This window comes from Sulfitobacter delicatus, assembly GCF_900102535.1.
GTDB classification, from domain to species: Bacteria; Pseudomonadota; Alphaproteobacteria; order Rhodobacterales; family Rhodobacteraceae; genus Sulfitobacter; species Sulfitobacter delicatus.
Genome location: NZ_FNBP01000014.1, coordinates 1 through 15,082, shown reverse-complemented (window position 1 = coordinate 15,082; position 15,082 = coordinate 1). Strand labels below are relative to the sequence as shown.

11 protein-coding genes, 1 pseudogene and 1 riboswitch are annotated in these 15,082 nt (G+C 62.9%); of the genes and pseudogenes, 6 read left to right on the top strand and 6 right to left on the bottom strand.

Annotation, left to right across the window (positions count from 1 at the left end):
• Positions 1-49: 49 nt before the first annotated feature.
• Together BLS57_RS17660 and BLS57_RS17655 are read left to right on the top strand one after the other, a co-directional pair.
• The gene (locus BLS57_RS17660) at positions 50-718 is read left to right on the top strand and encodes an ABC transporter ATP-binding protein (protein ID WP_093743978.1); all 669 of its coding nucleotides are present in this window, start codon (positions 50-52) and stop codon (positions 716-718) included.
• A complete protein-coding gene (locus BLS57_RS17655) occupies positions 715-3,243 on the top strand; it encodes an ABC transporter permease (RefSeq protein ID WP_093743977.1) in 2,529 nt (842 codons plus the stop codon). The genes BLS57_RS17660 and BLS57_RS17655 overlap by 4 nt, the downstream gene beginning before the upstream one ends.
• Before the next feature lie 32 nt (positions 3,244-3,275).
• Here the strand turns inward: BLS57_RS17655 and gcvP are convergent, their stop codons facing one another.
• The 3 genes from gcvP to gcvT all read right to left on the bottom strand — a co-directional run bounded on the left by gcvP (position 3,276) and on the right by gcvT (position 7,750).
• Positions 3,276-6,122, bottom strand: a complete 2,847-nt coding sequence (gene gcvP / locus BLS57_RS17650) for an aminomethyl-transferring glycine dehydrogenase (RefSeq protein ID WP_093744029.1) — start codon at positions 6,120-6,122, stop codon at positions 3,276-3,278.
• A 113-nt stretch (positions 6,123-6,235) separates the two neighbouring features.
• The gene (gene gcvH / locus BLS57_RS17645) at positions 6,236-6,595 is read right to left on the bottom strand and encodes a glycine cleavage system protein GcvH (protein WP_093743976.1); all 360 of its coding nucleotides are present in this window, start codon (positions 6,593-6,595) and stop codon (positions 6,236-6,238) included.
• 21 nt (positions 6,596-6,616) lie between these two features.
• On the bottom strand, positions 6,617-7,750 hold the full coding sequence (gene gcvT, locus BLS57_RS17640) for a glycine cleavage system aminomethyltransferase GcvT (protein WP_093743975.1): 1,134 nt from the start codon (positions 7,748-7,750) through the stop codon (positions 6,617-6,619).
• Between the two features lie 150 nt (positions 7,751-7,900).
• Positions 7,901-7,987: riboswitch (glycine riboswitch) on the bottom strand.
• Positions 7,988-8,084: 97 nt separating this feature from the next.
• Between gcvT and BLS57_RS17635 the strand changes: the two genes are divergently transcribed.
• The gene (locus BLS57_RS17635) at positions 8,085-8,675 is read left to right on the top strand and encodes a gamma-glutamylcyclotransferase family protein (RefSeq protein WP_093743974.1); all 591 of its coding nucleotides are present in this window, start codon (positions 8,085-8,087) and stop codon (positions 8,673-8,675) included.
• A gap of 89 nt (positions 8,676-8,764) precedes the next feature.
• On the opposite strand, the gene gltX is transcribed toward BLS57_RS17635, so the two are convergent.
• The 3 genes from gltX to BLS57_RS17620 form a co-directional block, all read right to left on the bottom strand.
• Positions 8,765-10,102, bottom strand: a complete 1,338-nt coding sequence (gene gltX / locus BLS57_RS17630) for a glutamate--tRNA ligase (protein ID WP_093743973.1) — start codon at positions 10,100-10,102, stop codon at positions 8,765-8,767.
• Between the two features lie 79 nt (positions 10,103-10,181).
• Positions 10,182-10,562 (bottom strand): DUF1801 domain-containing protein, encoded by a 381-nt coding sequence (locus BLS57_RS17625; RefSeq protein WP_244153723.1) that lies wholly within the window; start codon positions 10,560-10,562, stop codon positions 10,182-10,184.
• Between the two features lie 40 nt (positions 10,563-10,602).
• Complete coding sequence (locus tag BLS57_RS17620) at positions 10,603-12,168, bottom strand: MORN repeat-containing protein (protein WP_093743971.1); 1,566 nt, start codon at positions 12,166-12,168, stop codon at positions 10,603-10,605.
• 214 nt (positions 12,169-12,382) lie between these two features.
• On the opposite strand from BLS57_RS17620, the gene BLS57_RS17615 reads away from it, so the two are divergent.
• The 3 genes and pseudogenes from BLS57_RS17615 to BLS57_RS17605 form a co-directional block, all read left to right on the top strand.
• The gene (locus BLS57_RS17615) at positions 12,383-13,729 is read left to right on the top strand and encodes a nitrilase-related carbon-nitrogen hydrolase (protein WP_093743970.1); all 1,347 of its coding nucleotides are present in this window, start codon (positions 12,383-12,385) and stop codon (positions 13,727-13,729) included.
• 260 nt (positions 13,730-13,989) lie between these two features.
• Complete coding sequence (locus BLS57_RS17610) at positions 13,990-14,670, top strand: DUF1236 domain-containing protein (RefSeq protein WP_093743969.1); 681 nt, start codon at positions 13,990-13,992, stop codon at positions 14,668-14,670.
• A gap of 152 nt (positions 14,671-14,822) precedes the next feature.
• Positions 14,823-15,082: pseudogene (locus BLS57_RS17605) on the top strand (IS256 family transposase); the annotation flags it as partial.

The window sequence follows — 15,082 nt, the reverse complement described above, 5'->3', positions numbered from 1 at the left end:
CCTTCACGGACCTCCATATCCAACTGATACCCAGAACAAAGGCGGCCCCATGAGCGACCCTGTCTATGACCTTCAAGATGTCACGCTAAGCCTTAAGGGCAATGCCGGAACCGTCGATATTCTGCGCGGCATTTCGTTGCAGGTCCAGCAGGGCGAGAGTATTGCGCTGACCGGGGCGTCGGGGTCAGGCAAATCCTCGCTGCTGATGGTCATGGGCGGGCTGGAACGGGCAACGGGCGGCAGCGTCATGGCGCTTGGGCATGATCTTAGCGCGCTGCGCGAGGACGGCTTGGCCCAGTTTCGGCAGGGGCGCATGGGCATCGTGTTTCAGTCTTTTCACCTCATCCCCACCATGACCGCGCTGGAGAATGTCGCCACTCCGCTGGAGCTTTCGGGGGCCGAGGATGCCTTTAACCGCGCCCGCGCCGAGTTGGAAGCCGTGGGCCTTGGCCACCGCATCGATCAATACCCCGCGCAGATGTCGGGCGGTGAGCAGCAACGCGTGGCCCTGGCCCGCGCCGCCGCCCCGCGCCCGGCGATCCTGCTGGCGGATGAGCCGACCGGCAGCCTTGATAGTAAGAATGGCGCTGCGATCATGGACCTGCTGTTTGAACTGCGCGACCGCCACGGCGCGACGCTGGTGCTGGTGACCCATGCCGACGATCTGGCCGCGCGCTGTGACCGGGTGGTGTCGCTGGTAGACGGGCGTCTGGCATGAGCCTTGGCACCGCGGCCCGTTTCGCCCGCCGGGAAATGCGCGGCGGATTGCGCGGCTTTCGCCTGCTGCTGGCCTGTCTGGCGCTTGGGGTCGCAGCGCTTGCCGCCGTCGGATCGGTCCGTGCAGCGATTGAGGCGGGGCTAGAGGCCGAAGGCGCCGCCCTGCTCGGCGGCGATGCCGAGTTGGACTTCACCTATCGTTTTGCCAGTGCTGAGGAACGCGACTGGATCTCGGTGCGGGCCGAACGGGTCTCGGAAGTGGTCGAATTCCGCTCCATGGCCGTGGTCGGCAGCGGCGCAACCTCGGAACGCGCGCTGACGCAGGTCAAGGCGGTGGATGATCTCTACCCCCTGATCGGAGAGATGGTGCTCGAACCCGCCCTGCCCTTGGACGCTGCCTTGGCCAAGACCGACGGCCTGCCCGGCGCGGTGATGGAGCGCGCCCTGTCGGACCGATTGGGCCTCGCGCCCGGCGACACATTCGCGCTTGGGGAGGCTGAGTTCCGCCTCACGGCCCTGATTGAGCGCGAACCGGACTCCGCCGCCAGCGGCTTTTCCCTCGGCCCGCGCACCCTGTTGCGTCGAGACGCGCTCGAAGGCTCGGGCTTGCTCTCCGCAGGAACGCTATTCAACAGCAAATACCGTCTTGATCTGCCGCTCGGCACCGATCTTGATCAGTTGCAGGCCGCAGCCGAGGACCGTTTCGCCGACGCCGGAATGCGCTGGACCGATGCGCGCAACGGCGCGCCCGGCGTGGCGCGGTTTGTCGAACGGCTGAGCGCCTTTCTAGTATTGGTGGGCCTGTCGGGGCTGACCGTCGGCGGGGTTGGCGTGGCCGCAGCGGTGCGCGCTTATCTGCAACGCAAGACGGCTGTCATCGCCACTTTCCGCGCCATGGGGGCGACGCGGGCGACGATTTTTCAGACCTATTTCATTCAGGTCGGACTGCTGGCCGTGATGGGCGTGGCGCTTGGCCTGCTGATCGGTGCCGGACTGCCGCTGCTGCTGTCACCGTTGATCGAAGCGCAGCTTCCCCTGCCCGCCCGTTTTGCGATCTATCCCGCGCCGTTGATTGAGGCCGCACTTTACGGGTTGCTTACAGCCGCGCTCTTCACCCTCTGGCCCTTGGCCCGCAGCGCCGATGTGCGCGCCGCGACGCTGTTTCGCGATGATTGGCAGCGCCAATCGCCTTGGCCCGCGGCACCCTATCTCTTTGCCATGGCGCTGCTTTTGGCCGCACTGCTCGCACTCGCAGGCTGGTTCAACGGCTCATGGTCCCTGACGCTTTGGACGCTGGGCGGCTTGGCCGCGACCTTGGGTCTGCTGGCCCTCGCCGCGGCCCTCCTGCGCCTGATCGCCCGCGGGGCGGCCCGTATGGCGCGTGGCCATCCGCGGTTGCGTTGGGCGCTGGCGGCGATCGGCGGGCCGGGTGAAGGGGCGACGGCGGTGGTGCTGGCGCTTGGGTTAGGCTTGTCCGTGCTGGCCGCCGTGGGCCAAATCGACGGCAACCTGCGCCGAGCGATTTCGGGCAACCTGCCGGATGTGGCGCCGTCTTATTTCTTTGTCGACATCCAGAAGGATCAGATCGACGGCTTTACCGAGCGGTTGGAAACCGACCCGGCAGTCAGCCGGATCGAAAGCGCCCCGATGCTGCGCGGGGTCGTGACCGAGATCAACGGCCAGCCTGCCGAAGAGGTCGCCGGCGATCACTGGGTTGTGCGCGGGGACCGGGGCATCACCTATGCGGCACTTCCCGGCGAAGACACGCGGATCACCGCAGGCGACTGGTGGACCGAAGACTACGACGGCCCGCCGCAGATCAGTTTCGCCGCCGAGGAGGCCGAGGAACTTGGCCTGAACCTTGGCGACAGCCTAACCATCAACGTGCTGGGCCGCGCCATCACGGGCGAGATCACCAGCTTTCGCGAGGTTGACTTCTCCACCGCCGGGATCGGCTTTGTGCTGACGATGAACCCCGCCGCGCTGGCCGGTGCGCCGCATAGTTTCATCTCGACCGTTTATGCCGAGCCGGAAGCCGAAACCGCGATCCTGCGCGATCTGGCCGAAGCCTACCCCAACATCACCGCGATCCGGGTGCGCGACGCGATTGACCGGGTGGCGGCTGTGCTGGCGGGTCTGGCCTCGGCGATTTCTTTTGGCGCTTTGGCAACATTGGCAACCGGTTTTATGGTGCTGATCGGCGCGGCGGCAGCGGGCACCGGGGCGCGCAGCTATGAGGCGGCTTTGCTCAAGACCATGGGCGCCTCGCGGCGGGCCATCGCCACAAGCTTCGTGTTGCGCGCGGCGTTTCTGGGTCTCTTTGCCGGGGGCGTTGCGCTAATGGCGGGCATCGCAGGGGGCTGGGCGGTGAGCCACTATGTCATGGAGACAGATTTCACCGTGATCTGGTCCAACGCGCTGATGATCATCGCGGGCGGGGTGCTGGCGACGGTGCTGGCGGGCTTGGGCTTTGCGCTGAAAGCGCTGAACGCCCGGCCTGCGGATATGCTAAGGGCGCAGGAATGATCCCGCGCCCTTTGGCTGTCTTGGTGGCCTGATCACTCAGCCGCTTCGGCGTAGTCCTCAAGCGGCGGGCAGGTGCAGATCAGGTTGCGGTCGCCATGCACGTTGTCGACGCGGTTGACCGGTGGCCAATATTTGTCGACGCGGAAGGCACCGGGCGGGAAACAGCCCTGCTCACGGCTGTAAGGCCGGTCGCCCCATTCCACGACCAGATCTTCCACCGTATGCGGCGCGTTTTTCAGCGGGTTGTTAGCGCGGTCCATGCGGCCCTCTTCGATCTCGCGAATTTCCTCGCGGATCGCCAGCATCGCGTCGCAGAAACGGTCGAGCTCGGCTTTGGTCTCGGATTCCGTCGGCTCCACCATCAGCGTGCCCGCGACGGGCCAAGACATCGTCGGCGCATGGAAGCCGCAGTCGACCAGACGTTTGGCGACGTCTTCGTTGGTCACGCCTGCGGTTTCTTCATAGGGGCGCACGTCGATGATGCACTCATGTGCCACCCGGCCAGTGGGACCTTTGTAGAGCACGTCGTAAGCCCCTTCGAGCCGCTTGGCGATGTAGTTAGCGTTCAGGATCGCGACCCGTGTGGCCTGCGTCAGCCCGTCGCCGCCCATCATCAGGCAGTAGGACCAGGAGATCGGCAGCAAGGAGGGCGAGCCGTAGGGCGCCGCCGAGACCGCATTGCCTTCCTCGTTCGGATGGCCCGGCAGATGCGGGATCAGGTGCGATTTCACACCAATCGGCCCCATGCCGGGGCCGCCGCCGCCATGCGGGATGCAGAAGGTCTTGTGTAGGTTCAGGTGGCTCACGTCGCCACCCAGATCGCCGGGGCGCGAGAGGCCCACCATGGCGTTCATATTGGCGCCGTCGATATAGACCTGACCGCCGTGATCGTGGGTGATCTGGGTCACCTCATGCACGGTCTCTTCGAACACGCCGTGGGTCGAGGGATAGGTGATCATGCAACCGGCGAGGTTTTCGCTGTGCTGCTCGGCCTTGGCGCGGAAATCGTCGAGGTCGATGTCGCCGTTGGAGGCGGTCTTGATGACCACGACCTTCCAGCCCACCATCTGGGCCGAGGCCGGGTTGGTGCCATGCGCGCTCATCGGGATGAGGCAGATGTTGCGGTGCCCTTGGCCCTGTTCGCGGTGGTAGGCGGCAATGGTCAGCAGACCTGCGTATTCGCCCTGCGCGCCGGAGTTCGGCTGCATGGAGATCGCGTCATAGCCGGTGATGTCACAGAGCTTGTCGGAAAGATCGTCGATCATCTCCTGATAGCCAAGCGCCTGATCGGCGGGCACAAAGGGATGAATGAGCGAGAATTCCCGCCATGTCACCGGCATCATCTCCGCCGCCGAGTTCAGCTTCATGGTGCAAGAGCCAAGCGGGATCATCGCCCGGTCCAGTGCTAGATCACGGTCGGCCAAGCGGCGCATATAGCGCATCATCTCAGTCTCGGCCCGGTTCATGTGGAAGATCGGGTGGGTCATGTAGTCGCTGGTCCGCACCATGGCGTCGGGCAAGCGGTACTCGGGGTTGAAGTTGTCATCCGCCTGACGGATGCCAAAAGCGCGCCAGACCGCTTCGATGGTGTCGGGGCGGGTGCGCTCGTCCAGCGAGATGCCGACGCGGGTCTCGCCGACGCGGCGCAGGTTGATGCCCTCGTCCACGGCGGATTTCATCACTGCGGCCTGCAGCGGGCCAACATCGACGGTGATCGTATCGAAATAGGCCTTGGGGTCGACCTTGAAGCCCGCCGCTTCCAGCCCTTTGGCCAGACGCACGGTCTTGCGGTGGATGCGCTGCGCGATGGCTTTCAGCCCTTCGGGACCGTGGAAGACGGCATACATCGAGGCCATAACCGCTAAAAGCGCCTGCGCGGTACAGACGTTCGAGGTCGCCTTCTCACGCCGGATGTGCTGCTCGCGGGTTTGCAAGCTCAGGCGGTAGGCGCGATTGCCATGGGTGTCGATCGACACGCCAACAATCCGGCCCGGCATGGTGCGCTTCATCGCGTCGCGGCAGGCCATATAGGCGGCATGCGGGCCGCCGTAACCTTCGGGCACGCCAAACCGCTGGGTCGAGCCCACGGCGATGTCCGCACCCATCGCGCCGGGCTCTTTCAACAGGGTCAGCGCCAGCGGGTCGGCGGTGACGATGCCGATGGCCTTGGCCTCGTGTAGCGCCGTCATGTGGTCGGTAAAATCGCGCACATGGCCATAGGTGCCGGGATATTGGAAGATCGCGCCAAAGACCTTGTCAGCCTCCATCTTGTCAGGATCGCCGACGATCATGTCGATGCCCAGCGGCTCGGCGCGGGTTTTCATCACGGCGATGTTTTGCGGGTGGCAGTCGCGGTCCACAAAGAAAGCCTTCGCCTTGGATTTCGAGCCGCGCAGCGCCATGGTCATTGCCTCGGCACAGGCGGTGGCCTCATCCAGCAGCGAAGCGTTGGCAATCTCCAGCCCGGTCAGATCGCTGACCATGGTCTGGAAGTTCAACAACGCCTCAAGACGGCCCTGCGAAATCTCGGGCTGGTAGGGCGTATAGGCCGTGTACCAAGCGGGGTTTTCGAGGATGTTACGCTGGATCGCCGGGGGCGTGACGGTGCCGTGATAGCCTTGACCGATCAGGCTGGTGAGCACCTTGTTCTTGCCCGCGATGGTACGCATATGCTCCAGCACTTCGCGCTCGCTCATCGCCTTGCCGAAATCGAGCGGCTCTTTGGCGCGGATCGCCTTGGGCATCGTGTCGTCGATCAGCGCGTCGAGGCTCTCGGCGCCCACGGTGTCGAGCATCTGCGACATCTCGGAGGGGGACGGGCCGATGTGACGCCGATTGGCGAAATCATAAGGCAAATAGTCGGTGGGCTTGAAGCTCATGTCAGATTCCTCGTCGCGGCGCGGCAGCGGCGCCCCCTGTTTCATGCGCGCCGCCCGAGGGGGCGACGCAATCGCTCAGTTCACGGTGCCGGATGCGCCGACACCGGGGCCAATCAGCCGATGAACTTTTGGTAGGCGGCTTCGTCCATGAAGTCGTCCATTTGGGTCGCGTCGGTGAACTTCAGCTTGAAGAACCACGCTTCGCCCTGCGGGTCGTCATTGACCATGCTGGGGTTGTCGGTGAGCGTGCTATTCACTTCGGTGATTTCGCCGTCGATGGGCGCGAGGATGTCCGACGCCGCCTTGACGGATTCGATCACCACGACCTCATCGTCTTTGCTGACCACGGTGCCTTCGTCGGGCAGTTCAACAAAGACCACATCGCCCAGTTGCTCGGCGGCATGTGTGGTGATGCCCACGATCACTTCGTCGCCTTCGACGCGCAGCCATTCATGCTCTTCGGTAAATTTCATAGTGGAGTTCCCTGTGTAGATTCAGCGTTTGAAGTTCGCCGCAACGAACGGCATTTTCGTGACAGTCAGTGGCAAGCGCTTGCCGCGTACCTCGCCCCAAAGCGGCGTATCGACCTTCGCATGCTCGGCGGTGACATAGCCCATGGCGACCGGGCCGCCAACCGTCGGGCCAAAGCCGCCGGAGGTCACGGTGCCAATTTCGTTACCGCCCTCAGCGGCATCAAAGATCGCCACCCCCTCGCGCATCGGCGCACGCCCCTCGGGCAGCAGCCCGACCCGTTTGCGCGGCGCGCCATCGGTCAGTTGCTGCAAGATCACGCCCGCGCCGGGGAAACCGCCCGCCCGGTCGCCGTCAGTCCGGCGCACCTTCTGGATCGCCCAGTTCAACGCGGCCTCAACCGGCGTGGTGGTGGTGTCGATGTCATGGCCGTAGAGGCACAGCCCGCCTTCGAGTCGCAGGCTGTCGCGTGCGCCAAGACCAATTGGCTCGACCTCCTCCAACGCGAGCAATTTGCGCGCCAGTGCTTCGGCGTCCGCATTGGCGACCGAAATCTCATAGCCGTCTTCGCCGGTATAGCCCGAACGCGAGAGCGTGACCGTGATCCCGTCAATGTCGACGCCCTGCGCCACATCCATAAATTTCATATCGGCGACAGAGGGCTGCAACCGCGCCAGTGCGGCTTCGGCCTGCGGCCCCTGCAAGGCCAAGAGCGCGCGGTCGTCCAGCACCTCGATCTCGCAGCGGTCCGACAGGGCGTCTTTCATCAGGGCAATGTCAGCATCCTTGCAGCCGGCATTGACTACGACAAAGAGGTGATCGCCCAGATTGGCCAGCATCAGATCGTCCAGAATGCCGCCACGGTCGTCGGTGAACATCGCATAACGCTGGCGCATCTCGCCCAGACCCAGCACATCAACCGGCACCAGCGTTTCCATCGCCAGCGCCGCATCAGCGTTGTCGCCCGACTTAGCCCGCACCATGACCTGCCCCATGTGGCTCACATCAAACAAGCCGGCGGCAGCGCGGGTATGCAGATGCTCTTTCATCACGCCAAGGGGGTATTGCACGGGCATCGAATAGCCCGCAAAGGGCACCATCTTGGCCCCCAGTTCCACATGCAAATCATGCAATGCCGTCTGCTTGAGATCGCTCATCCGGTTCGCCTTTCCTGTCGCTTCCGGATGACCTTTTGACCATGCCGGCACCTTAACGCAGCGGCTGCCGCGCATGATGCCCCCTCTGTCCTTCCGCCTGAGATCGTTATCCCTTCGGCGAGCGCATCCGCGCCTCTCTCCAGAGTCTTTGGTCACGTCGCGGTCCTGGGGCCTGAGAGTTTCCGGGGCGGTTGCTCCTTCGGCATCGGTGTTAACCGATTCTCCCGTGACGATTGGCCTTTCGTATGCTGCGGCATACCTCTGCGTCAAGCGTGCTTGTGGGCGGATGCGACACATGTTTTGTTGCGCGCGACAAATACAGGACCTTTCGCGCATGACCCCCTATTTCTTCGGCTACGGCAGCCTCGTGAACCGCAACACCCATGCTTACCCGGATGCCCGCCCTGCACGGCTCGACGGTTGGCGACGCAAATGGGTCAGGACCGAAGGCCGCGACATTGTCTACCTCAGCGTAGTACAAGACCAGTCTACCCGCATCGACGGGCTGATCGCGGCGGTGCCGGGCGCGGATTGGGCCGCCCTCGACCAACGCGAATACAGCTACGAGCGCCACGCCTCCGGCGGCGCGGTGGTCCATGATCTGGTCCCCGCCCCCGACATCGCCCATTACGCGATCCCACAGGACATCGCAGTCGACGACGGCGCGCACGTGATCCTGCTCAGCTACCTGGATGTCGTGATCCAAGGCTTCCTGCGCGAATTCGGCACTGAGGGCGCGGAGCGGTTCTTTGACTCGACCGACGGCTGGGACACACCCATTCTCGACGACCGCGCAGCCCCGCTCTACCCACGCCATCAGACGCTCACCGGCGAAGAAACCGCCGTGGTCGACCATCACATGAAGCGCCTATCGGTTAATGTGAAATCGCGCGAAGACGCCGCCTTCACAGCCAAGAACTTCTGACCGCCCCCGGGCGCCCTAATCCATCTTCATTCTTTCAAAAATACCCGCGGGGGTCCGGGGGCAGCGCCCCCGGTTCCGCCAGTCGCGTCTCAGCCGCGCGCTTTGACGTTCTGCAAAAGCGGCATAACCTGCGCCATCTCTGGCCCATGCTCCTGCCCCGTCAGAGCCAAACGCAGCGGCCGAAACAGCCCGCGCCCCTTGCGGCCCGTGGCTTCCTTGACCTGCGCAGTCCAGCTTGACCATGTCCCCTCATCAAAGGGCATGTCTGGCAGCAGCAGCATCGCTTGCGCCACAAACTCGCGGTCTTCTTCCGCAATAACCGGCTCAGCACCATCGCGGAACATCGCCCACCAAGGACCAAGGTCCTTCAGCGTCGAGATGTTTTCGCGCGTCACGGCCCAGAACGTCGCGGCCTTCTCCTCGGGCACACCAAGGGCGGTGATGTCGTCTTTTACGGCCTCCAGCGGCAACTGCTGCAAATAGCGCCCGGTCAAGGGGAACAGGTCCTGCACGTCAAACTTGGTTGGGGCAGAGCCAAATCGGTTGATGTCGAACCCTTCGATCAGCTCCGCCATATCCGTGCGCAGTTCCACCGGATCAGAAGACCCAAGCCGCGCCATCAGGCTTAGCAGCGCAAAAGGCTGCACGCCTTGTTCGCGCAGATCACGCAGCGCGAGCGTGCCAAGCCGCTTGCTCAGCGCTTCGCCCTGCGGGCCGGTCAGCAAAGAGTGATGCGCAAAGGAAGGCACCGCGCCATTGCCCAAAGCCTGCATGATCTGAATCTGCGTCGCGGTGTTGGTCACATGGTCCGAGCCGCGCACCACATGGGTCACGCCCATTTCAGTGTCATCCACCACGCTCGCCAGCGTATAGAGAATTTGCCCATCGCCCCGGATCAGCACCGGGTCGCTGACCGAGGCCGCATCGATCGAGATATCGCCCAAGATACCATCGTCCCATTCGATCCGCTCATGGTCCAGCTTGAAGCGCCAAACGCCATCGCCGCGCTCGGCGCGCAGGGCGTCCTTCTCGGCGTCCGAGAGGTTCAGCGCGGCCCGATCATAGACCGGCGGCTTGCCCATGTTGAGTTGCTTCTTGCGCTTGAGGTCCAACTCCGTCGGCGTCTCAAACGCCTCATAGAACCGTCCTTTGGTGCGCAGCTCGTCGGCAGCGGCGTGATAGCGTTCCAACCGCTCGGACTGACGCTCGACCCGGTCCCACGTCAGACCCAGCCATTCGAGGTCCTGCTTGATACCGTCGACGTATTCTTCCTTGCTGCGCTCGGGATCGGTGTCGTCGATGCGCAGAATGAAAGTACCGCCTGCCTTGCGTGCGATGAGGTAGTTCATCAGCGCGGTCCGCAGGTTGCCCACGTGGATATAGCCAGTGGGGGACGGGGCGAAACGGGTAACGGTGGGGTTGGACATCTGGCGTACTCCTGTTGCGCGCGGGCTTGCCACAGGGCGCGGGCGTTGTCCAGTAAAGGCGGGGTGTGGGCCCGGCGGTTCAGGTTGGCTGGACGGGCCAGTGCTTTTGCAGATTGGCCAGCCCTGCACGGATAAGCTCAGCCAGAACATCGAGGTCTGCATCGGCCAGCTTGTTCAGATAAAGGCAAGACTTGCCGATCCGGTGTTTGCCCAACCGGGACAGGATCGCAGAGAAATCCGCATAGCCCGGCATGATATAGATCGACAGTTTCGCCTTGCGCGGGGCAAAGCCGGTGGCAAGCGACGTGCCGGAATGGCCCGAGGCATAGGTGTAGTCATAGGTCCCGTAGCCAAGGATGCCGCCGGAGTAGAGCCGGGGCGTATAGCCCGTAACCTGCTGAAACAGCTGATCGAGCTTTGCCGCTTCGTGAATACGCCGTTCAGGTGTGACCTCTGCCAAGAAAGCCGCCACCTCGCTCGGCGCCGCCCCGGACACGGCATCAACCGCCGTCGGCTGCGGTGCTAGGCGGTGGGGTTTCCTCAGCCGTTGCATCTTCAGACGTTGCATCTTCGGCGGACGCAGCCGCTTCGGGCGCTTCATCGTCAGCCGGCGTTTCATCTGCTGGCAATGCCTCGGCGGGCGTCTCTGCCTCTGTCTCGCTTTCCACAGCTTCCGCCGTGCCATCGTTTAGCGCGCCGTTCTCCCAATCGCCCGAGGCTTCTTCGCCGCTGGCATAGCGCATGGTGCCGGTGCCCTGACGTTTGCCCGCCTTGAAGGTGCCTTCATAGACATCGCCATTGGCATAGGTCGCCACACCTTCGCCTTCGATCTCGCCCTCGGTCCATTCGCCCTCATAGACAAAACCGCTGGCCATGGTGATCTTGCCGATGCCGTGGCGCTGCCCGTCGCGGAACTCACCCTCGTAAACGGTGCCGTCCGGATAGGTCGCCTTGCCCTGCCCGTGGCGCTGCCCATCCTGCCAGCCGCCCTCATAACGGTAGCCATCGGCATAGGTCATCACGCCTTGGCCGTGGTTGCGGGCATCTTTGAACTCCCCCTCATAGACTACGCCATTGGTATAGGTCGCGACACCTTCGCCTTCGATTACGCCCGCGACCCATTCGCCTTCATAGGTGGAGCCATCGGGGTAGGTGATTTTGCCTGTGCCGTCGGCAAGATCATCCCGGAAGGTGCCGACATAGACCGACCCGTCGGGGTAGGTCACCTGACCTTCGCCCTCAATCTGCCCGGCGACCCAAGAGCCGGTGTAGACATAACCATCGGTGCCGGTGAAAGTCCCCTGCCCGTCGCGGCGGTCGTCTTTGAAGTCGCCTTCATAAACGTCGCCATTGGCATAGGTGACCTTACCCTTGCCCTCACGCCGGCCCGCGACCAGCGTGCCTTCGTAGACATCCCCATTGGGCTGGGTCAGCGTGCCGGTGCCGTCGATCTGGCCGTCTTTCCACAGGCCGACATAGACCAGACCGTCGGGCATTGTCAGCGTGCCTTCGCCACTGCGCTTGCCGCCTTCGATCTCGCCTTCATAAACCGCGCCATCGGGGTAGGTGATCGTGCCGACCCCCTGCTTGACGCCATCCACCCAGTCGCCCTTGTACTCATAGCCGCCGGGGCTTTGCATCACGCCCTTGCCGTGGTGCTTGGCATTGCGAAAGCCGCCCTCATAGCGCACGCCGTTTGCATAGGTCGCCACACCCTGCCCCATGATCGCGCCCGCTTCCCACTCACCCTCATAGGTGCCACCATCGGCAAAGGTGATCTTGCCCAGACCGTCCGGCTTGCCCTTGGCGAAATTGCCCTCATAGACCGAGCCATTGGGAAAGCGCGCCACGCCCTCGCCCTTAATCTCGCCCTCGACCCATTCGCCGGAGTATTCATAGCCGTTGGGCAGCTTATAGGTGCCGGTCCCATGCTGGAGACCGCCTTGAAAGGTGCCCTCATAGATGCCGCCGTCGTCGTATTCCTTGGTCAGCACCTGTCCGTCCTGCGCCCAGAGGGGCGCGGCCAGAAAGGCGATCAGACAGATGGACAGGCTGCGGTGCAACATGGGCGGTACTTCCCGATCTCGTTAAATGTCAGTTCCGCAAGAGGTTAAGGGTGATAGGGGCCAGAGGCAACGGCTTTGCAGACGCAGCCTGCCGGAATCAGCCGATACACTCTGGCAGATGAACGGCGCGGCGAAGGCCAATCAACCGGCGCGGGGGTTTCGCCCATAGGCTGATCTGCTACATCAGCCACAGCAGCAAAGCCCGGAGCCAGACATGACAGAGCGTTTCCGCATCACCCTCGGGCAGATGAACCCTACGGCTGGTGATCTGACCGGCAATGCCGCCCTCGCCCAAGAGGTTTGGGCCGCAGGGCGCGACGCGGGGGCGGACCTGGTGGCCCTGCCTGAGATGTTCTTGACCGGCCAGAATGACGGGCGGCTGCGCGATCGGGATTTCTTGCGCGAGACTGCGCGTCAGCTTGAGACACTGGCAAAGGTCTGCGCTGACGGGCCCGCGCTCGCGATTGGAGCACCGTGGCAAGAGAAGGAAGCCCTATACAACGCCTACCTCATCTTACAGGACGGTAAGCTTCAGCAACGAGTTTTGAAACATGATCTGCGGCCCGAGGAACGGGTGCTGTTCACCCCCGGACCGATCTCCGGCCCTGTCGTGGTTTCAGGCCTGCGGATCGGTTGCCCGATTGGCACAGACGCCTCCCTACCCGATGTGGCCGAGACGTTAGAGGAAACCGGCGCGGAGATATTGTTGGTGCCGGACGCAGCCCCCTATCACCGCGACGCCATGGACCAGAGGCTCAACCATATGGTCGCGCGCGTGGTTGAGACGTCGCTGCCGCTGATCCATCTGAACCGGACCGGCGGAGAGGATCATGCGCTCTTTGACGGGGCTTCCTTTGCTCTTAACCGCGGAGGCAGTCTTGCGCGGCAATTGCCAGCCTTCGCGGATACCATCGCACATGTCGATCTGGAGCATGGGGCAGAGGGCTGGCGCATTGAGTCGGGCGATATCGCGCCACAAGGGGATACGATGGAAAAAGACTATCAAGCGCTGGTCGAAGGGCTGAGGGATCAACTGCGCAAGAGGAATGCAGGACGGGCTGTGCTGAGCTTTGCAGGTGATGCGAACTCCGCCCTCGTCGCTGTTGCCGCAGTCGACGCAGTTGGCCCCGAGAAGCTGTTCTGCGCTTTGTTTGCAGACAACGATACGATCGCAGCCCCGCAAGCGGATGCTGAAGCGTTGACGACATCCCTTGGCTGCTCCTTCCGAAGCGCGGACCTGTCACCGATCACGGAACAGATTGCAGAGACACTAGACAGGTCGACCGTCTCGACAGACAGCCAGCTCTCCGAACGCCTCCGCGGGTTGTTGCTCCAAACAATGGCTGACACCCTCGACGCTTTACCGCTCAGTACCGCGAACCGCACTGATCTACACGCGGACCACTCTTTTCCCGGTGAGGCGGCAGGCCTCTATGCTCCTGCTCGCGCTTTGAACGATGAAGAGACCTTGGCACTGTGCCACTGGCGCAACAGCAATCATCGCGGTTGGATGAAAGGCCCATCAGGGGAAGTCGTGCCTGCGGTGTATCTAGCCAACTGACAGCGTCTAACATGCAGGCGGGTTAGGTTGCACTTGCGAGCTCACAACCCACTCAGTTCCATTACACTGCTGATATCTGGCGCTTTTCTGCCGAGCCTAGGCAGACTTTTGCTCAACTGGAGCGGGATTTTACGCTTCCCCGCAGATAGCCGAGAAACCGTCGGAACCTCATCGCAGGGACGGTGTTGTCCTTCCACGACAAGCAACCAGCAGCGTCCTCGACCACATGGGTCAGCGCTGTCTAAAGGAAGGATATCGACATGAATATCGTTAAACTTGGAATGGTTTCTGCCATCGCTCTTGGCGCAGCAGCCCCTGTCTATGCTCAGACCGCAGAGGCTTATGCTGCAACAGATCTCAACGTCCGCTCCGGCCCCGGCCCGCAGTATGACATCGTCGGCGTGATCCCAGGTGGCGAAGCCACCATGGTCGAAGGCTGCCTTGACGGTGCCTCCTGGTGCCAGGTGAAATTCGGCGACACAACTGGTTGGTCCTACTCCGACTATCTTGCCGTCGAAGTTGAAGAGCAGGCCGTGGCTCTGACCACCCGCCCTGCCACCGTCGAAGTCGGTACTGTGACCTACGAAGACCCCGAAGGCACTGCTGAGAACGAGACCGCCAGTGCAACCGCTGGCGCCACAATCGGCGCACTGACAGCCTATGCCGTTGGCGGCCCGATTGGCGGCATCGTTGCCGGTGGCATCGTAGGTGGTGCGGCAGGTTCTGCAGCAGCCGAGCCTGAAGAAGCAACCATCACCTATGTCCGCGAAAACCCGGTCGAGACCGTCTATCTTGATGGCGAAGTCGTCGTCGGCGCGGGCATCCCGACCACTGTCGAGACTTATGAGGTACCAGAATCCGATTACCGCTACGTCAACATCAACGGCGCGACGGTATTGGTCGACAACGAGACCAATCTGATTGTGGACGTTGTGCGTTAAGACGTCACAGCTTATGTGGAAGCCGGGCCCAGAGAGCGATCTCTGGGCCTTTCTCATGAGAAACGCGCGAAAGTTGGTGATGCCCTGAGGGGCGGCATATCATGGCGGTGTTCAGACGCCGTCGATTCTCTGCTGAGAAAAGGATATGCCACATGTCAGAGTCTACCATCACCCAACTGCCCGATCCATCGGGATTTAGCGCCGATCCGTTCACGGATGTCATCCGCGATGGCGCGCGCAAGCTGATCGAACAGGCGGTCCAGGCCGAGCTGGCCACCCTCATGGCGGCCTTTTCCAATGAAAAGCTTCAGGATGGGCGGGCACGTCTTGTCCGTCATGGTCACCTACCGGAACGCGATGTGATGACCGGCATTGGTCCGGTGCCCGTGAAGGTGCCGCGGGTTCGGGATCG